The 18928-nt window shown below is 54.4% G+C and carries 20 protein-coding genes; 15 read left to right on the top strand and 5 right to left on the bottom strand.

Annotated features, from left to right (window positions below; translation table 11 throughout):
* Positions 1 to 678 precede the first annotated feature (678 nt).
* From metK to ruvX, 8 genes are all read left to right on the top strand, one after another.
* Complete coding sequence (gene metK / locus ACVLVH_RS20105) at positions 679 to 1833, top strand: methionine adenosyltransferase (RefSeq protein WP_061720231.1); 1155 nt, start codon at positions 679 to 681, stop codon at positions 1831 to 1833.
* 460 nt (positions 1834 to 2293) lie between these two features.
* Positions 2294 to 3688, top strand: a complete 1395-nt coding sequence (locus ACVLVH_RS20110) for a sugar porter family MFS transporter (RefSeq protein WP_101761913.1) — start codon at positions 2294 to 2296, stop codon at positions 3686 to 3688.
* A gap of 82 nt (positions 3689 to 3770) precedes the next feature.
* Positions 3771 to 4283: a SprT family zinc-dependent metalloprotease gene (locus tag ACVLVH_RS20115; protein WP_462062006.1), complete on the top strand. Its 513-nt coding sequence runs from the start codon at positions 3771 to 3773 to the stop codon at positions 4281 to 4283.
* A gap of 88 nt (positions 4284 to 4371) precedes the next feature.
* Positions 4372 to 5079 carry a deoxyribonuclease I gene (endA, locus tag ACVLVH_RS20120; RefSeq protein ID WP_192236412.1) on the top strand — a complete coding sequence of 236 codons (708 nt, stop codon included), beginning with the start codon at positions 4372 to 4374 and terminating at the stop codon, positions 5077 to 5079.
* A 73-nt stretch (positions 5080 to 5152) separates the two neighbouring features.
* Positions 5153 to 5884, top strand: a complete 732-nt coding sequence (gene rsmE, locus ACVLVH_RS20125; RefSeq protein ID WP_192412065.1) for a 16S rRNA (uracil(1498)-N(3))-methyltransferase — start codon at positions 5153 to 5155, stop codon at positions 5882 to 5884.
* A 77-nt stretch (positions 5885 to 5961) separates the two neighbouring features.
* Positions 5962 to 6906 carry a glutathione synthase gene (gene gshB / locus ACVLVH_RS20130; RefSeq protein ID WP_498949997.1) on the top strand — a complete coding sequence of 315 codons (945 nt, stop codon included), beginning with the start codon at positions 5962 to 5964 and terminating at the stop codon, positions 6904 to 6906.
* 82 nt (positions 6907 to 6988) lie between these two features.
* Positions 6989 to 7552 carry a YqgE/AlgH family protein gene (locus tag ACVLVH_RS20135; RefSeq protein ID WP_137386422.1) on the top strand — a complete coding sequence of 188 codons (564 nt, stop codon included), beginning with the start codon at positions 6989 to 6991 and terminating at the stop codon, positions 7550 to 7552.
* Positions 7552 to 7968 (top strand): Holliday junction resolvase RuvX, encoded by a 417-nt coding sequence (ruvX, locus tag ACVLVH_RS20140; RefSeq protein ID WP_061720236.1) that lies wholly within the window; start codon positions 7552 to 7554, stop codon positions 7966 to 7968. The genes ACVLVH_RS20135 and ruvX overlap by 1 nt, the downstream gene beginning before the upstream one ends.
* A 145-nt stretch (positions 7969 to 8113) precedes the next feature.
* On the opposite strand, the gene ACVLVH_RS20145 is transcribed toward ruvX, so the two are convergent.
* On the bottom strand, positions 8114 to 9106 hold the full coding sequence (locus ACVLVH_RS20145) for a type IV pilus twitching motility protein PilT (RefSeq protein WP_192412066.1): 993 nt from the start codon (positions 9104 to 9106) through the stop codon (positions 8114 to 8116).
* Between the two features lie 16 nt (positions 9107 to 9122).
* On the opposite strand from ACVLVH_RS20145, the gene ACVLVH_RS20150 reads away from it, so the two are divergent.
* The 4 genes from ACVLVH_RS20150 to hemW are packed head-to-tail and all read left to right on the top strand — an operon-like array spanning position 9123 to position 12155.
* The gene (locus tag ACVLVH_RS20150) at positions 9123 to 9830 is read left to right on the top strand and encodes a YggS family pyridoxal phosphate-dependent enzyme (protein ID WP_192412067.1); all 708 of its coding nucleotides are present in this window, start codon (positions 9123 to 9125) and stop codon (positions 9828 to 9830) included.
* Between the two features lie 12 nt (positions 9831 to 9842).
* Positions 9843 to 10397, top strand: coding sequence for a YggT family protein (locus ACVLVH_RS20155; protein WP_008107240.1), 555 nt, complete (start codon positions 9843 to 9845; stop codon positions 10395 to 10397).
* A gap of 20 nt (positions 10398 to 10417) precedes the next feature.
* Positions 10418 to 11011: an XTP/dITP diphosphatase gene (locus ACVLVH_RS20160; protein WP_101761904.1), complete on the top strand. Its 594-nt coding sequence runs from the start codon at positions 10418 to 10420 to the stop codon at positions 11009 to 11011.
* The gene (hemW, locus tag ACVLVH_RS20165) at positions 11004 to 12155 is read left to right on the top strand and encodes a radical SAM family heme chaperone HemW (protein ID WP_101761903.1); all 1152 of its coding nucleotides are present in this window, start codon (positions 11004 to 11006) and stop codon (positions 12153 to 12155) included. Before ACVLVH_RS20160 ends, hemW begins: the two co-directional genes overlap by 8 nt.
* 40 nt (positions 12156 to 12195) lie before the next feature.
* Here the strand turns inward: hemW and ACVLVH_RS20170 are convergent, their stop codons facing one another.
* From ACVLVH_RS20170 to trmB, 4 genes are all read right to left on the bottom strand, one after another.
* Positions 12196 to 13959 (bottom strand): Ig-like domain-containing protein, encoded by a 1764-nt coding sequence (locus ACVLVH_RS20170; protein WP_192412069.1) that lies wholly within the window; start codon positions 13957 to 13959, stop codon positions 12196 to 12198.
* A gap of 176 nt (positions 13960 to 14135) precedes the next feature.
* Positions 14136 to 14852, bottom strand: coding sequence for a YggN family protein (locus ACVLVH_RS20175; RefSeq protein ID WP_192412070.1), 717 nt, complete (start codon positions 14850 to 14852; stop codon positions 14136 to 14138).
* Positions 14853 to 15009: 157 nt separating this feature from the next.
* Positions 15010 to 15336, bottom strand: a complete 327-nt coding sequence (locus ACVLVH_RS20180) for a YggL family protein (RefSeq protein ID WP_008107231.1) — start codon at positions 15334 to 15336, stop codon at positions 15010 to 15012.
* Complete coding sequence (trmB, locus tag ACVLVH_RS20185) at positions 15336 to 16055, bottom strand: tRNA (guanosine(46)-N7)-methyltransferase TrmB (RefSeq protein ID WP_008107230.1); 720 nt, start codon at positions 16053 to 16055, stop codon at positions 15336 to 15338. The genes ACVLVH_RS20180 and trmB overlap by 1 nt, the downstream gene beginning before the upstream one ends.
* A gap of 154 nt (positions 16056 to 16209) precedes the next feature.
* On the opposite strand from trmB, the gene mutY reads away from it, so the two are divergent.
* The 3 genes from mutY to mltC are packed head-to-tail and all read left to right on the top strand — an operon-like array spanning position 16210 to position 18701.
* Positions 16210 to 17295, top strand: a complete 1086-nt coding sequence (gene mutY, locus ACVLVH_RS20190) for an A/G-specific adenine glycosylase (RefSeq protein WP_192412071.1) — start codon at positions 16210 to 16212, stop codon at positions 17293 to 17295.
* Positions 17295 to 17567: an oxidative damage protection protein gene (locus ACVLVH_RS20195; protein ID WP_007890330.1), complete on the top strand. Its 273-nt coding sequence runs from the start codon at positions 17295 to 17297 to the stop codon at positions 17565 to 17567. Before mutY ends, ACVLVH_RS20195 begins: the two co-directional genes overlap by 1 nt.
* Before the next feature lie 54 nt (positions 17568 to 17621).
* Complete coding sequence (gene mltC / locus ACVLVH_RS20200; RefSeq protein WP_192236401.1) at positions 17622 to 18701, top strand: membrane-bound lytic murein transglycosylase MltC; 1080 nt, start codon at positions 17622 to 17624, stop codon at positions 18699 to 18701.
* Positions 18702 to 18928 lie beyond the last annotated feature (227 nt).

Here is an 18928-nt window from a genome sequence, read left to right on the forward strand (position 1 = left end):
CACTGTGCAATGCTGACTCTAAGTGTAAAACACCGCGCCAAAGTCGGGGCAAATAGCCTGAGACTTCCACGGTCAGTAGACAGCGAAATAGAGTAATAGATGCAGAGAAATGTTAACCGGCGCGCGTGTCGGGAGAATGAACACAACGTCGATAAGAGAAAAGAACGGGTTTGGAGTGTGAAAGGAGTGCCAGCGCGCCGGAACAGCGCAGTGAACCAAAGCGAGAGAAAGAGTGGTTCATTACTTTAATCACCTCCATCGCCTGCTTAAAGCATGCGAGAAACGGCTTGGGTGAAGGTCAGATTAAATGGCATCTGACAGCGCGACGCACGGCGGCGTCATCCTTTGCGGCTGTGGTCAACAGCAGCGGCGTTTTATACAGCCACGCGGGGTAAATTGCAAAATCTTTGTCAGTAACTGCGCGCGGTGTCAGGAAATGATTCCACTTAGGATGTTGCGGAAAATGCGGGATCGGAAAAAGCACTGGAAAAGTGCTCACTGAGTAACCTAGAATAGCCGTCCAGATGGTTTTCCATCTAAACTGATTAACATTCAGGCGGTGTGAGTTAATGCTCTCGCTGCCACTGCTTGCGGCTTTGCCTGAAGGGGCGTCGAGTCGGTCTGATCCCGCTTACGCTATGCAGTCGTATTCAAACCATTTTTAAGGTAAAGAACAGAATGGCTAAACACCTTTTTACATCTGAGTCCGTATCAGAAGGACATCCTGATAAAATCGCTGACCAAATTTCCGATGCCGTGCTGGATGCGATCCTCGAGCAGGATCCTAAAGCGCGCGTGGCCTGCGAAACTTACGTGAAGACCGGTATGGTGCTGGTTGGCGGTGAAATCACCACCAGCGCATGGGTGGATATCGAAGAGATCACCCGTAATACCGTACGTGAAATCGGCTATGTCCATTCCGATATGGGCTTTGATGCGAACTCTTGCGCAGTGCTGAGCGCGATTGGTAAGCAATCTCCAGACATCAATCAGGGCGTTGACCGTACCGATCCGCTGGAACAAGGCGCGGGCGATCAGGGCCTGATGTTCGGCTACGCCAGCAACGAAACCGATGTGCTGATGCCAGCGCCGGTCACCTACGCGCACCGTCTGGTGCAGCGTCAGGCTGAAGTGCGTAAAAGTGGTTCACTGCCGTGGCTGCGTCCGGATGCAAAAAGCCAGATCACCTTCCAGTACGATGACGGCAAAATTGTCGGTATCGATGCAGTTGTACTCTCGACCCAGCATGCTGAAGATGTGACCACCGCCGATCTGCGTGAAGCGGTGATGGAAGAGATCATCAAGCCGGTTCTGCCGACTGAGTGGATCACCGCCAGCACCAAATACCACATCAACCCAACTGGCCGTTTTGTCATCGGTGGTCCAATGGGCGACTGCGGTCTGACCGGTCGTAAAATCATCGTTGATACCTACGGCGGCATGGCGCGTCACGGTGGCGGCGCGTTCTCAGGTAAGGATCCGTCAAAAGTCGACCGTTCTGCCGCTTACGCTGCACGTTATGTGGCGAAGAACATCGTCGCGGCTGGCCTGGCTGACCGTTGTGAAATCCAGGTTTCTTACGCCATCGGCGTGGCTGAGCCAACCTCGATCATGGTTGAAACCTTCGGTACCGAGAAAGTCTCCACCGAGCAGCTGACGCTGCTGGTGCGCGAGTTCTTCGACCTGCGTCCATACGGCCTGATTCAGATGATGGATCTGCTGAAACCGATCTACAAAGAGACCGCAGCATACGGTCACTTTGGTCGTGAGCACTTCCCGTGGGAGCAGACTGACAAAGCCGCGCAGCTGCGCGAAGCGGCGGGTTTGAAGTAACAGACTCCTCTGCGGGCTGATGCCCTCTCCCACGGGAGAGGGCGACGCTGCACAATTTGACATCGAAGCTCGCTTTTGGCGGGCTTTTTTTTATGCCTTTGCATCGTCAGGCACATTTTTCTCCGCCGTCTACACTTCTTTCACCTCGCTTACAACTTAGTGATAACGATTACATTTTGAAATCCTTTATCAATCGGCAATTTAGAGATTTTTCAGCGTAGTTATTACTCTGAAAATGCGTTATTTTCAGCGTCGTCTGATAGCCGGTATTTAGTGCGATGTCAGAAACTTAAAGGGTGCTATACCTTACTGGTTACGTAACTATTTCGGGCGGAAAATGCTGGATTGCAGGGTTTCAGCGTGTGTAACCGATTACACTGATGTGATCTTACTCACTTTTTTCCGCCGACAGGTTTCATAACATTGATAACAACAACGATGGATAAACTTTGGAGGCTTCATGCCTGGTAATAATCACAAGAGCAGAACTTCAAATAAGGTCATGACCTTGTTTGTCTGCTTCTTAGCGGCGCTGGCCGGCTTGCTGTTTGGTCTGGATATCGGTGTTATCGCCGGTGCTCTGCCTTTCATCGCGAAAGATTTTAACGTCACTGCCCACCAGCAAGAGTGGATCGTCAGCTCAATGATGTTTGGTGCTGCAGTCGGTGCGGTGGGCAGCGGCTGGATGTCATCGCGTCTGGGTCGTAAAAAGAGCCTGATGGCCGGTGCGATTCTTTTCGTTATCGGTTCACTGTGGTCTGCGGGTGCAACCAGCCCGGAAATGCTGATCGCCGCGCGTGTGGTGCTTGGCCTGGCCGTGGGTGTTGCCTCTTACACCGCGCCGCTGTATCTCTCGGAAATCGCACCAGAGAAGATTCGCGGCAGTATGATTTCGCTGTATCAGCTGATGATCACCATCGGTATTCTGGCGGCGTATCTCTCCGATACCGCGTTCAGCGACGCTGGCGCATGGCGCTGGATGCTGGGCATCATCACTATTCCTGCGGTACTGCTGCTGATTGGCGTCTTCTTCCTGCCCAACAGCCCACGCTGGCTGGCGGCTAAAGGTGACTTCCGCAGTGCTGAGCGCGTGTTATCGCGCCTGCGTGATACCAGTGAACAAGCAAAACGTGAACTGGATGAAATCCGTGAAAGCCTGAAAATTAAACAGTCGGGCTGGCAGCTGTTCCAGAGCAACAGCAACTTCCGCCGCGCAGTGTTCCTTGGCGTGCTGTTGCAGGTGATGCAGCAGTTCACCGGCATGAACGTCATCATGTACTACGCACCGAAGATCTTCGAAATCGCTGGCTTTGCCAACACCACGCAACAAATGTGGGGCACGGTGATTGTTGGTCTGGTGAACGTGTTGGCGACCTTTATAGCTATCGGTCTGGTGGATCGCTGGGGCCGTAAACCTACGCTGCTGCTGGGCTTCCTGGTGATGGCGCTGGGTATGGGCATTCTCGGCACCATGCTGCACATCGGCATCCATTCTCAAGAAGCGCAATACTTCGCGGTGGCGATGCTGCTGATGTTCATCATTGGTTTTGCGATGTCTGCTGGCCCGCTGATTTGGGTACTGTGTTCCGAGATTCAGCCGCTGAAAGGCCGCGACTTCGGTATCACGGTGTCCACCGCGACCAACTGGATTGCCAACATGATTGTCGGTGCGACCTTCCTGACCATGCTGAATACGCTGGGCAACGCGCCAACCTTCTGGGTTTACGCCGGTCTGAACGTGTTCTTCATTCTGCTGACGCTGGCGCTGATTCCAGAGACCAAAAACGTTTCGCTGGAGCACATCGAGCGCAACCTGATGTCTGGCAAAAAGCTGCGCGATATCGGTCAGAAGTAATCCCGATGAGCGAATGCAAGGGCTGCCAATTGGCAGCCCTTTTTATTTGAGATCGTTCCGGCAACCTTTTATGCTGCCCCCCATGAAAACACTGCGCCTTCCCATCGCCTTACAACAAGCCGTTATGCGCTCGCTGCGCCACTATTTACAGCAGGCCAACGAAAAGCTGGAACGCCGCTTTGATGAGCCCTCGCTGGTTTATCAGCAGCGCGGCACCGCTGCGGGCACCGCATGGCTGGAGAAGTGGGAAATCCGCATCAATCCGGTGCTGCTGCTGGAGAATCAGCAGGCATTCGTTGATGAAGTGGTGCCGCACGAACTGGCGCATCTGCTGGTGTGGAAAACCTTTGGTCGCGTGCCGCCGCACGGCAAAGAGTGGAAATGGATGATGGAGAGCGTGCTCGGCGTGCCTGCGCGCCGCACCCACCAGTTTGAAATCGCCTCGGTGCGCAGCAACACCTTCCCCTATCGCTGCCGCTGTCAGCAGCATCAGCTCACCGTACGGCGCCATAATCGTGTGCTGCGTGGAGAAAGCGAATATCGCTGTGTGCACTGCAAATCCCTGCTGCAACCCGGTGAATTTTTATCGAATTAGTTCAGCAACCTAGCCTAATCTCATATCCCGTGCGTCATCATTCTGTTACCCTGCCGCCCTTTTTCAGGACCAGGTTAATTTTTGGAATATGTCTCGCAAAACGTTGCTGTTACTTACCTTGTTAGTTGCCCCGCTTAGCGCTTACAGCCTCAGTTTCACTCACTATCATCAAAACAATTTTAGTCAGGCCAAAGCCTATGCCGCGCAGATCAACGCAGATGCGCCCGCCGACTTTTACTGCGGCTGCAAAATCAGCTGGCACGGCAAAAAGGGCGTACCGGATCTAAGCAGTTGCGGCTACAGCGTGCGTAAGAACGCCAATCGCGCCGAACGCATTGAGTGGGAACATGTGATGCCCGCGTGGGAGTTCGGCCATCAGCGTCAGTGCTGGCAAAACGGCGGCCGCAAAAGCTGCAGCAAAGATGCCGATTACCGCCGCATTGAGAGCGATCTGCATAACCTGCAGCCGGCGATTGGTGAAGTGAACGGCGACCGCAATAATTTCCAGTACAGCCAATGGAACGGCGGCGAACAGCAGTACGGTCAATGCAGCATGAAGGTCGATTTTAAGCAGAAACTGGCGCAGCCGCCGGAGCGTGCGCGTGGCGCCATTGCCCGCACTTACTTCTATATGCGCGACCAATATCACCTGCGCCTGTCGCGTCAGCAAACCCAACTGTTTACCGCGTGGGATAAGCAATATCCGGTGACGAGCTGGGAGTGTGAGCGCGACAATCGCATCGCCAAAGTGCAGGGAAATCACAATTCCTATGTACAGCAGGCTTGCCAGCGCTAAAAGCGCTACCCTACACTAGCTTTTTTCGATTGCGCCGTGTCCGCTGACACGGCATAACGCTGGCAGGAACCGCATGCGTATACCTCGCATTTATCATCCCGAATCTCTCGAAGTTAACAGTGAAGTCTTCCTCGATGAAGATGCCGCTAACCATGTTGGACGCGTGCTGCGCATGTCGGCCGGTCAGCAAATTGAGCTGTTTGATGGCAGTAATCTGACTTTTAGCGCCGAAATCACCCAGGCTGATAAAAAGCGTGTAAAAGTAAGGGTCCTTGCCAGCCAGGCTGATGACCGTGAATCCCCGCTGCATTTACACCTCGGCCAGGTGATGTCGCGCGGTGAAAAAATGGAATTCACTATCCAGAAATCGATCGAACTTGGCGTGAATGTGATTACGCCCTTGTTTTCTGAACGCTGCGGCGTAAAGCTGGACGCCGAGCGGCTGGCAAAAAAGATTCAGCAATGGCAGAAAATCGCGATTGCCGCCTGTGAACAGTGCGGCCGTAATCGTGTGCCGGAAATTCGCGAGCCGATGACATTGCAAGCCTGGTGCGCGGAAGCCGAAGACGGTTTGAAGCTCAATTTGCATCCGCGCGCCAGCCACAGCATCAACACGCTGCCGCAGCCGGTAGAGCGCCTGCGCTTGCTGATTGGGCCGGAAGGTGGCTTAACCGCCGATGAAATTGCCATGACCGCGCAGCAGGGTTTTACCGATATTCTGCTTGGACCCCGCGTGTTGCGCACCGAAACCACCGCACTCACCGCCATTACGGCACTTCAGGTGAGGTTTGGTGACCTCGGTTAAGCGATACTTTCGGGTTCGAACGTAACTTCACAGCACAACGCTTTCGGGGTAAATGCTTCCCCATTTAGGAGAGAATAATGATTAAGCTTGGCATCGTTATGGACCCGATTTCGTCCATCAATATTAAAAAAGACACCAGCTTCGCCATGTTGCTGGAAGCACAGCGCCGTGGTTACGAAATTCATTACATGGAGATGGGCGATCTCTCCCTGCGCGGCGGTGTGACTTACGCACGCACGCGTCTGCTGAGCGTTGAGCAGAACTACGACAACTGGTACACGTTTGGCAGCGAGCAGAATATCCCGCTGGCCGATCTTAACGTGGTGCTGATGCGTAAAGATCCGCCGTTCGACACCGAATTTATCTATGCCACTTACCTGCTGGAACGCGCAGAAGAGCAAGGTACGCTGATCGTGAACAAACCACAGAGCCTGCGCGACTGCAACGAGAAGCTGTATACCGCATGGTTCGCCGACCTGACGCCAGATACGCTGGTCACGCGTAATAAAGAGCAGCTGCGCGCCTTCTGGCAGGAGCATGGCGACGTGATCTTTAAGCCGCTGGACGGCATGGGCGGCGCCTCGATCTTCCGCGTGAAACAGGACGATGCCAACTTCGGCGTGATCACCGAAACCCTGACTAATCACGGCCAGTACTTCTGCATGGCGCAGAACTATCTGCCGGCGATCAAAGACGGCGACAAACGCGTGTTGGTGGTGGATGGCGAACCCGTACCTTACTGCCTGGCGCGCATTCCGCAAGGCGGCGAAACGCGCGGTAATCTGGCAGCCGGTGGCCGTGGTGAAGCGCGTCCGCTGAGCGACAGCGACTGGGAAATTGCGCGTCGCGTTGGCCCAACGCTGAAAGCCAAAGGGCTGATTTTTGTCGGCCTGGATATTATCGGTGATAAACTGACTGAAGTTAACGTGACCAGCCCAACCTGCGTACGTGAAATCGAGGCCGCGTTCCCGATATCGATCACTGGCATGCTGATGGATGCCATTGAGAAACGCCTGGGCTGATGCCGTCGGAGTCTCCACTCCGTGAACACCCAAAACCGGCGCTGCCGCGGCTGCGCCGGTTATTTTTGGTATACGAGTGATAATGAATTTACAGCATCATTTTCTAATTGCGATGCCGTCGCTGCAGGACCCACTGTTCAAACGCTCGGTAGTTTATATCTGCGAGCACAATGAAGATGGCGCCATGGGTTTGATCGTTAATAAGCCAATGGACAACCTGACGGTCGAAGGCATCCTTAAAAAGCTTAAAATTAGCGCATCCGAACGCGATCCTGCCATCAAACTGGACAAGCCAGTGTTTGCCGGTGGTCCGCTGGCGGAAGATCGTGGTTTCATCCTGCACTCGGCGCAGCGCATTTACTCCTCGAGCATTCGTATTTCAGACACCACGGTAATCACCACCTCACGTGATGTGCTGGAAGCGATCGGCACCACTTCACAGCCCGATAACGTGCTGGTGGCGCTGGGTTATTGCGCCTGGGAGAAAGGTCAGCTGGAAGAGGAGTTGCTGGAGAATGCCTGGCTCACCTCGCCCGCTAACACCAATATTCTGTTCCAGACGCCCATCGCTGAACGCTGGCGTGAAGCGGCACGCGGTTTGGGCGTCGATATTCACAACATTGCCACCGATGCAGGGCACGCCTGATGGCCAGTGAAACCTTACTGGGCTTCGATTTCGGCACCAAAAGCATCGGCGTTGCTGTCGGTCAGCAATTAACGGGCACCGCGCGCGCGCTGACGGCGCTAAAAGCGCAGGACGGCACGCCGGACTGGAAGCTGATCGAAAAGCTGCTGAAAGAGTGGCAGCCCGATTATGTGGTAGTGGGCTTGCCGCTGAATATGGATGGCACCGAACAGGAACTTACTGCGCGCGCACGTAAGTTCGCCAATCGCCTGCATGGTCGTTTTGGCGTACGCGTCGAGTTGCAGGACGAGCGCCTGAGCACCGTTGAAGCGCGTGCCGATCTGTTTGAACGCGGCGGCTTTCGCGCGTTGCAGAAAGGCCAGGTTGATTCCCAATCCGCAGTGATTATCCTCGAAGATTGGTTTGATACGCATTAAAGCCATCCAGATCTGGCACATGGCATAGCGGCGCGATTCATCGCGCATGTTTATGCCGCTGCTCTGCTCATCCGTGGCAATTCGCAATAAATTGCGCCGCTACAATGGGTTGGTTTTCCGCCTTTAAGCGCCTATCTGGCTCTCTTCAAGTCATCCCCGCCGCCTGACGCCCCTGCTCGCTCTGCGCAAAGGTTTGCATGCCCGCCTGCGCGCCGGTTTGCAACACGCCAGGCAACTGATGCATCTTGCCTTCGCGGATCAGGTTCGCCACCGCCGGCGTCGCCACCAACACTTCAAACAAGCCGATGCGCCCGCCCGCTTTTGCCGGCACTAAACGTTGCGCCAGCACCGCTTTCAGGCTGCCCGCTAATTGAGTGCGCACCAGGTTTTTCTCCTCAGCGGGAAAGACATCCACCAGCCGATCAACCGCCTGGGTTGCGCCGCGCGTATGGAGCGTGGCCAGCACCAGATGCCCGGTTTCTGCTGCAGTGAGCGCCAGGCGGATGGTTTCGCTGTCGCGCAGTTCGCCGAGCAGAATCACATCAGGATCTTCACGCAGCGCGGCTTTCAGCCCGTGTTGAAACGAGGCACAGTGCGCACCTACTTCGCGCTGTTGAATCAGCGAGCGCTGGCTGCGATGCACAAACTCAATCGGATCTTCCAGCGTCAGAATGTGTCGCGCCTGCTGACGATTCAGACAATCCACCATTGCCGCCAGCGTGGTCGATTTGCCGCTGCCGGTGGCGCCGGTAATTAAAATCAGCCCCTCTTCCAGCTGTAATAGCTGGCTCACCACCTCGGGCAGATGCAGGCTGCTGAGATCGGGCGCCTGGCTGGCAATCAGCCGCAGCGCCAGCGATAAGCCGTGACGCTGCATAAACAGGTTGGCGCGCAGCCGTATGCCGCTGGCAAGCGTAATAGCGAAGTCAACGTGGCCGTTCTCCTCCAGCTCGGCCTGCTGCGACGCCGTGAGCCACTGCTGCATAAAGACTTCCAGCCAGCCGCCATCCAGCGCGCTCTGCTGCGGAATCGGCTCCAGCACGCCTTGTCGCCGCCAGTGCGGCAAATGTCCGCTGCAAAGGTGCAGATCGGCGGCGTTATGCTTTACACTAAGGGCCACTATTTCATCCAACTCCATTTAGCTTCTCCTGACTATGACTTCCATTGAGCACAACTTACAGCAAGTGCGTGAGCGTATCGCCGCCGCCGCCGCACGTTGCGGCCGCGCGCCAGAAGAAATTACGCTGCTTGCAGTGAGCAAAACCAAACCTGCGAGCGCGGTCGCAGAAGCCATTGCCGCTGGACAACACGTGTTCGGTGAGAATTACGTGCAGGAAGGGGTTGAAAAAGTGGCTGAGCTGGCCGCACATCCTGATTTGCAATGGCACTTTATCGGCCCGCTGCAATCCAATAAAAGCCGTCTGGTGGCGGAAAACTTCGCCTGGTGCCACACCGTGGACCGCCAGCGCATCGCGCAGCGTCTGAACGATCAGCGCCCGGCGTCGTTGCCGCCGCTCAACGTGTTAATTCAGGTAAATATCAGTGACGAGAACAGCAAATCTGGCATCATGCTGGAGGCGTTGCCGGAGCTGGCGCAGCAGATCGCCGCACTGCCGAATTTGCGCTTGCGTGGGCTGATGGCGATTCCGGCGCCAGAGTCAGAATACGCACGGCAACTGGCGGTGTGTCAGCAGATGGCCGCCGCGTTTCAAACCTTAAAACAGGACTATCCTGACGTCGATACGCTTTCTCTGGGAATGAGCGACGATATGGACGCGGCAATCGCCGCGGGCAGCACCATGGTGCGTATTGGCACCGCCGTTTTTGGTGCGCGGGATTATGCGCGACCTTCACAACAATAATTGAGGAACCTCATGTTAACACTGACGTTTTTAGTCAAAACGCTGATCGATTTGTACGTGATGGTGCTGCTGCTGCGCATCTGGATGCAGTGGTCGCGCTGTGACTTCTACAACCCGCTGGCGCAGTTTGTCGTGAAGATCACCCAACCGATTATCAAGCCGCTGCGCCGCGTCATCCCAGCCATTGGCCCGATTGATACCGCATCGCTGCTGCTGGCCTTTGTGCTGACCACGCTGAAATATCCGATCCTGCTGCTGATTCAGGTCGGCGTGTTCTCCGTTGATCCCACCAACCTGCTGGTTGGCCTGCTGTCGCTGGTGAAGTCCGCCGGTTATCTGGTGTTCTGGGTGATCATCATTCGTTCGCTGATGAGCTGGATCAGCCAGGGTCGCGGCCCGGTGGATCAGGTTCTGATGCAGCTGACTGAACCGCTGATGTCACCGATTCGCCGTATTCTGCCGGCGATGGGCGGTATCGATTTCTCTGCCATGATTGTGATTCTGGTGCTGTACGCGCTGAATTTCCTCGGCATGGACCTGTTCCCAGGTCTCTGGTATTTGCTGTAATTCGTCTATCTGGAACTGTTATGCAAAAAGTTGTACTCGCGACCGGAAATCCCGGCAAAGTCCGCGAACTGGCCGATCTGTTAGCGGCCTTCGGACTTGATATTGTGGCGCAAACCGAACTCGGCGTTGATTCGGCGGAAGAAACCGGCCTGACTTTCATCGAAAATGCCATCCTGAAAGCGCGTCATGCGGCTGAGATTACCGGTTTGCCAGCGATTGCCGACGATTCCGGTCTGGCGGTTGATGCGCTGGGCGGCGCGCCGGGCATTTACTCCGCGCGCTATGCGGGCGTTGATGCCAGCGACCAGCAGAATCTGGACAAGCTGCTGGTGGCGCTGGAAAACGTGCCGGATGGCAAACGTCAGGCGCAGTTCCACTGCGTGCTGGTTTACCTGCGTCACGCCGCCGATCCCACGCCGCTGGTGTTCCACGGTAGCTGGGCTGGGGAAATCACCCGCGCGGCAGCGGGCGCAGGCGGTTTTGGTTACGATCCCATCTTTTATGTCCCTGAATTAGGTAAAACGGCGGCAGAGCTGAGTAAAGACGAAAAGCGCGCCGTCTCTCACCGTGGTAAAGCATTGACGCTGCTGCTGGAAGCGATGCGCAATGCCTGAGTTTTCACCTACGTTGCCGCCATTAAGCCTGTACATCCATATTCCGTGGTGTGTGCAGAAGTGTCCGTACTGTGATTTCAACTCTCACGCGTTAAAAGGCGAGGTGCCGCACATTGAGTATGTGCAGCACCTGCTCAACGATCTCGAACAGGATTTACCGCTGACCGGCGGCCGTGAAGTGCGCACTATTTTCATCGGCGGCGGCACGCCAAGCCTGTTGAGCAGCAATGCGATGCAGATGCTGATGGACGGCGTGCGTGCGCGTTTGCCGCTGGCGGCCGATGCGGAAATCACCATGGAAGCCAATCCAGGCACCGTTGAAGCCGATCGCTTTAGCGCCTACCAGAAAGCCGGCATCAACCGTATTTCGATTGGCGTGCAGAGTTTCAGTCCACAGAAGCTGGCGCGTTTAGGCCGCATTCACGGGCCGGAAGAAGCCGTGCGCGCCGCCCAGCTGGCTGAAGGATTAGGCCTGCGCAGTTTTAACCTCGACCTGATGCACGGCTTACCGGATCAGTCACTGGAGGAAGCGCTGGATGATCTGCGCCAGGCGATTGCGCTTAATCCGCCGCATCTATCGTGGTATCAGTTGACGATTGAGCCGAACACCTTATTCGGTTCGCGCCCGCCAAAACTGCCTGATGACGATGCGCTGTGGGATATTTTTGAGCAAGGTCATCAACTGCTGAGCGCCGCAGGTTATCAGCAATATGAAACCTCGGCGTATGCCAAACCGGGTTATCGCTGCGAGCACAATCTCAACTATTGGCGCTTCGGGGATTACCTCGGGATTGGCTGTGGTGCCCACGGTAAGCTGACGCAAGCCGATGGTCGCATCGTGCGCACGGTGAAAACCCGTCATCCGCGCGGCTTTATGAAAGGCAACTATCTCGATAAGCAGCACGTCGTGGCCGAGAACGACAAGCCGTTCGAGTTCTTTATGAACCGTTTTCGTCTGCTGGAAGCCGCACCGCGCGCCGATTTCCGCCGCTATACCGGCATGGATGAGCAGGTGATTCGCCCGCAAATCGATGCGGCGATAAGTGCAGGATACGTGGAGGAAACCACGGAGAGCTGGCAGATCACTGAGAAAGGCAAACTGTTCCTGAACTCGCTGCTGGAACTGTTCCTGACGGAAGAGTAATGAAAAATGCCCGGCTTATACCGGGCATCTTTTTTGCGTATTAGCCGTAAGTAATTTCAATTTCCTGATTCACTAACAGTGTGTAATGCGCCTGGCTATTGGTTAACAGTGTCCAGTTTTCCCCGCCGATCTGGACTTTATTCTGCGAAGTTAACCAGCCGTCGCTGAATTGCGTGCGATCAAGCGTGATGCGGTCGCCCATGTCGCCATCAATCATCAATTGCTGACTATCGTCGTTAATAAATAACCCCTCACCGCCTTCATTCAGTAACGAGTGCAGATCGAGATTAAGCAGATTATTACCTTTGCCACTTATATCTATTTTCTGCAAACCTTCCACACGTGCACTTAGCGCAGCAAAATCAATTATCTGGTTTTCACCCGAAAAAATAATATTTGCCGCTTTCACCAGATAATGAGACGGATAAGTATTTAACCAGCTCGCGACATCATAAATGTGGCGTTCTCCTGGGATGGGCAAATAGCTCGTCCCATTCCCATCATCTCTTGATTCACTTTCATAATTGGCTTGATATTGGGGTGACGGGATGAATCTCACCGGATAATTTGCAGAGTAGGAACTTTCATTCCCTGCTTCATCTATCGCCTTCACACCAAAATTATTCAGCCCTGCACGCATATCTTGCTGCGGAGTCATTCTCCAGTCACCCTGACTATTTGCATAAGCCGATCCCACCGCCGTACCATCCTGATACAGAATCACCAGGCTGTTAACTTCGGCCTTACCGATAAAATCCAGACGTGCATCGTCGGTATTTTGCCCTGGCAATACCGATTCAATGGGTCCCCTATCATCGAGCACCTGCATAATGAGGGGCTGAATGGTTGTGGTATCAATCAGCAGCGTGACGGTGCTGCTCCATTTACTGACGTTACCAGCATGATCAATGTTACGTACGCGAAAATTCCATTCACCATCGGAGAGATTTTGCGGTGGAGTCCACAGCCAGGTGCCATCACTGTCTACCGCAACGGTCGCGGTTGTTACCCAACTGCCGTTTTTGCTGGCGTATTGAACGCGTACATATTCATTAGGGTCGCCAGTGCCATACAGCTCAGGGCGGCGATCGTCAGTGGCCCGGATGAGATCAAACTGTCCGCGATACAAACCAACATCATCCTCAAAGTAATTGATGGTGGCGCTATCCGGTTTCTCGGTATCAAGCTGAAATGGCCACTTTAGCGACGGCTGGCTGCGATTATTTGCCCGGTCTTCTGCCACGGCACTCAACTCATATGCACCGTCGTTAGGCAGGTTCACTTCCACCTCCCATTTGCCATGCTGATTAGCGGTTACCGAAGCCAGGGGCGTTTTGCTGTTTTTGTTGTAGATGTATACCAGGCTATTTGCTTCTGCCTCGCCACGCACGACAGGATTTGCGTCGTTGGTGTAACCATGTCGCTTAATGCTATTGCCGTTATGTATTCCACCCGCTGCATAGTCTTCGATTGCAGTAATTTGCGGCTTGTCAGGCGCGATAGTATCAATGTTGTAATTGACCGAAACGATATCACTTTGGTTATTAGCGCGATCAACGGCAACAAAGGTCAGCACATGTTCACCGTCAGGCATGGGTTGAGAAGGCGCCCAGGAAAAACGGCCGCCACTCACTGGCACACTTATTGGGTTTTTACCATTGACCATGATGATGACTGCAACGGTATCTGGCGAATGCGCACTGCCTTCCCATCGCTTCTGCGCATCGTTATACCAGTCGGATTGAATATGCACGGTGTGGGGTGAAGAGGTATTACTGGAAGCAGAGGCGTTAAAAAATAACATAAAAACTCCTTAAAAATAAATAATTTCAATGAGTTGCTAACCCACTTTCATCTTTATTATTTTGGTGTTTTTACGGTTATCAGATTCGTCCCGAATCTAAGGTTCTTAAATGCAGTGCATCTTAAAAGCAAAAAGCCAGCCGGGACTGGGCTGGCTTTGTTAGCTGAAGCAAATCATTAGCTTTTAACGTTCTGCATCAGTCCTTTGCGCTGCTCTTCCAGCACGGTTACGCGGTTGCATACTTCGTGGCCGAAGTTCTGGAAATCCTGCTCCTGCTTATTCCACTCCGCCTGCACCGACTGTTGTAAACCGCCAAGGTTGCCCATAATGGCCTGCAGTGGATTGCTGCCACTCGCCGCCTGGCTGCTGCCCATTTCGTTGAGACTATCCTGCATGATGCCGCCTAGCGTGCTCTGCACCAGCTTCTCGCCTTCCGCGCGCACCTGATCGATAGCCTGATGATGGAACGTCAGTCCGTCTGGACGATGCTCAATAATGCGGTTCATTTGTTGCTTGAGCTGGCCATCCAGTTTGGTGAGACGATTACGCACATTGCTGTTCGCGCCGAGCTTGTCGACAATCACTTTATCCAGCGCCACGCGGCTGCGTTCCAGACGCGAGGTTGCGCCGCTATCGATCCACGGCAAATCGCGACGCAGCGCGGTCTGGTAGTCGATGGCTTTCTGGCGCGCGGCGTTATCAACGTTGACCTTCTGGCCATTAAACTGCACGTCACCCTGCGGAGTGATTTCGAGGTTGCCGTTGGTTCCCACCACCTGCACGCTCTGCGGTTTAATGATCACATCATCCTGTGGCTTGACGCTGCATTCGTATGCAGCCTGAGCCTGAGTTGCCGCCAGCAGCAGCGCGGCGATAAGTACCTTACGAACCATGAAATCTCCCTTTTTTACGCGCTGAAAGGTCGGGCGTTGAGCGTCGCAGCCATTTTTGTGGCGGCCAGCGCGCAGCATCCGGAGCGTACATAAGTACGTGAGGAATGCGAGCACTGCCCGGTGCAACAAGGGCAAGTAAGCTAGCCCGATACGATCTTTAGTCCCACCAAACGTCGAAGAGTTCAGTCACCTGCACATCCGTCAGGTTATGAGCTTCCAGCCACTTACGCACCAGTTCGCGGTGCTCGTCGGTGCATTTGCCGGTTTCCTGCAAGCACACCAGACCTTCCCACACCAGATAACCGCTGCCGTCATACGCCAGACCGTTCGGCGCGATCACTTCATTAATGAACTGATCAACAGTGGCGTCGATTTGCTCCTCGGTGGTGCCTTCGGCGAAACGCCAGGCGACGGAGAAGCCTAATTCCTGAAACTCATCAATATGCAGTTTTTTACGCAAACGACGGCTACGCTGTACGGCCATTATTTCACCCTCTCAAACATCAGATCCCACACGCCATGGCCCAGTCGCTGCCCGCGCTGCTCAAACTTGGTTAACGGACGCGTTTCCGGACGCGGCACGTAATTGTTACTTTCCGACTGATTTTTATATCCGTCGATGCTGCTCATCACTTCCAACATATGTTCGGCGTAGGCTTCCCAATCGGTCGCCATATGGAACACGCCGCCCAGCTTCAATTTGCGCATCACCAGCTCAGCAAACGGCACCTGTACGATGCGACGTTTGTTATGACGCGCTTTGTGCCACGGATCCGGGAAAAACAGCTGCACCATGCGCAGCGAGTTATCCGGAATCATCTTCTGCAGCACTTCTACCGCGTCGTGACACATTACGCGCAGGTTCTCCACGCCCGCTTCCTTCGCCGACGCCAGGCAAGCACCCACGCCCGGCGCATGCACTTCCAGGCCGAGGAAATTCTGATGTGGATTATTCTGCGCCATGGTCACCAGCGAGGCGCCCATGCCAAAACCGATCTCCAGCACTACCGGCGCGTCACGGCCAAACAGCGTCACCAGATCCAGCGGCTCCTGCTGGAACTCCACGCCCATCTCCGGCCATAAATTATCGAGCGCGAGCTGCTGTCCTTTCGTTAAGCGCCCCTGACGGCGCACAAAACTGCGGATACGGCGTAATGGCCGCCCGTTCTCATCAAATTCTGGGGTGATGACGTCATTAATCATGTTGAAGCCTGCTGGTTAGCCTGTTCTGGGAAACGGGCATTATGCAAAGTTAGGAAGCAGAAGCAAGCCTTTGCAATGTTCCGGTTTACACCCTGAGGTCTCTGTGCTGGAATTCCTGCCTGATTGTAGAGTAAACACGGAAAATTTCCTTCTTATGATGCAAGCGCCGACGTTCGCGCAACAAGTGCTGGATTGGTATCAGCGCTTTGGTCGCAAAACCCTGCCGTGGCAGCAGGAGAAAACGCCGTACAAGGTATGGCTCTCTGAAGTGATGCTGCAGCAAACCCAGGTTGCTACCGTCATTCCCTATTTTGAACGCTTTATGGCGCGCTTCCCGACGGTGGCCGATCTGGCAGCGGCACCGCTGGATGAAGTGCTGCATCTGTGGACCGGTCTCGGCTATTACGCGCGCGCGCGCAATCTGCACAAGGCCGCGAAACAGGTGGTGGAGAAGCACGGCGGCGAGTTCCCGCGAAACTTCGACGATGTCGCGGCGCTGCCGGGCATTGGCCGTTCTACCGCGGGCGCGGTGTTATCGCTGTCGCTCGGTCTGCACTTCCCAATTCTGGATGGCAACGTAAAACGCGTGCTGGCGCGCTGCTACGCGGTGGGCGGCTGGCCGGGTAAAAAGGAGGTTGAAAAACGGCTATGGCAGATCAGCGAAGAAGTGACGCCAGCGGCAGGCGTAAGCCAATTCAATCAGGCAATGATGGACCTTGGCGCATTAGTATGTACTCGCTCACGCCCTAAATGCGAAATTTGCCCGCTCAACAGCAGATGCGTAGCTTATGCCAATAACAGCTGGGCGGCGTATCCCGGTAAGAAACCCAAACAGACTTTGCCAGAACGTAGCGGCTGGATGCTGATGATGCAGGATGGCGATGACGTGTGGTTAGAGCAGCGCCCGCCGGTTGGCCTGTGGGGCGGACTGTTCTGCTTCCCGCAGTTTACAAGTGAGCAAGCGCTAACTGACTGGCTAACTGAGCGCGGCATTTATGTTAAACCGCAGCAGCTCACCGCATTCCGCCATACCTTCAGCCATTTCCACTTAGACATTGTGCCTATGTGGCTCGCAAAGCCTTCCGCTGGGTCGCTGATGGATGAAGTGGGCGGTCTCTGGTATAACTTAGCGCAACCACCGTCAGTGGGTTTGGCGGCGCCGGTTGAGCGCTTGCTGCATGAATTGCGCCATCCCCAGCAGCTTACGCGTCGAGCAGACGTGACCGAAGAGGAAGAGTAATGAGCCGCACCATTTTTTGTACTTATCTGCAACGCGACGCTGAAGGTCAGGACTTTCAGCTCTATCCTGGCGAATTGGGTAAGCGCATCTTTAATGAGATCTCCAAAGAGGCCTGGCAGCAGTGGATGTCCAAGCAAACCATGCTGATCAATGAGAAGAAATTGAGCATGATGAACCCGGAAGATCGCAAAGTGCTGGAGAAGGAGATGATCAATTTCCTGTTCGAAGGCAAAGATGTGCACATTGAAGGTTACACCCCGCCAGAAAAATAACCGTTCAGGGCTTCCCTTTGAGGCCCTCTTTTTCGATTCAGGCACGCATTAACAATGAATAAAAAACTGATAGCGCTCTTGGTGATTGCACCACTTTTGGTCTCCTGCTCCGGACAAAAAAAATCGCAGTTTCATGAAGAGTGGGTCAAGGACACCAACGGTTTCGATATTTTGATGGGCCAGTTTGCCCACAATATTGAAAACATTTGGGGAATCAATGAAGTTCTGATCGCCGGACCGAAAGATTACGTCAAATATAGCGACGGTTATTACACCCGCAGTCACATCAACTTTGACAGCGGTAGCATCACCATTGAGACCATTTCCGGCACCGATCCGATGGCCAGCCTGCGTCAGGCGATCATCACCACGCTGTTGATTGGCGAAGATCCGGGCAATGTCGATCTCTACTCCGATGCCAACGATATTCAAATCAGTAAAGAGCCGCTGCTGTACGGCCAGGTGCTGGATAATACCGGCCAGCCGATCCGCTGGCAGGGCCGCGCCGGCAGCTTTGCTGATTATCTGATTCAAAACAAACTGCAGAAACGCACCTCCGGATTGCACGTCATCTGGTCGGTTACCATTCCGATGGTGCCAAACCACCTCGACAAACGTGCGCACAAATATCTGCCAATGGTGCGTAAAGCCGCTGAACAATATGGCGTGGATGCGTCACTGATTCTGGCGATTATGCAGATTGAATCGAGCTTCAACCCGTATGCGGTGAGCCACGCTGATGCGCTGGGGTTAATGCAGGTGGTGCAGCATACCGCCGGTGTTGATGTGTTCCGTATGAAGGGCAAAGGTGGCAAACCGAGCCGCAGCTATCTGCTTGATCCTGAGAATAATATTGATGCGGGCACCGCGTATTTGTCGCTGCTGCAGAGAAGTTATTTAGGTGGGATTCAGGATCCGACATCACGGCGTTATGCGGTGATCACCGCGTACAACGGCGGCGCGGGCAGCGTGCTACGCGTGTTCTCCAGCGATAAGGATCGCGCGTTCTCGTCAATAAATAGTATGTCGCCGACGGAAGTTTACCAGACGCTGACCACCAACCATCCATCGGCAGAATCACGGCGTTATCTGTATAAAGTGAGCCAGGCGCAGCGCAGTTATCGACGATTTTAAGCTGATGCGGTTTGTCCCTCATCCCAACCTTCTCCCGCCCGCGGGAGAAGGGCCCGATCCAGCACGTACGTAACAATGAGCGCCCTCTAAACATTCCCTCTCCCGCTTGCGGGTGTACAGTCCGGGGACATTGTGAACACTTGTTCGGGGACATGGTAGACACTTACAACTAAGGCATAAGAACCCGTTTATGGAGTCGCTTATGTCCTGGGATGCGAGAGATACCA

The organism is Kluyvera sp. 1366 (genome assembly GCF_054823405.1).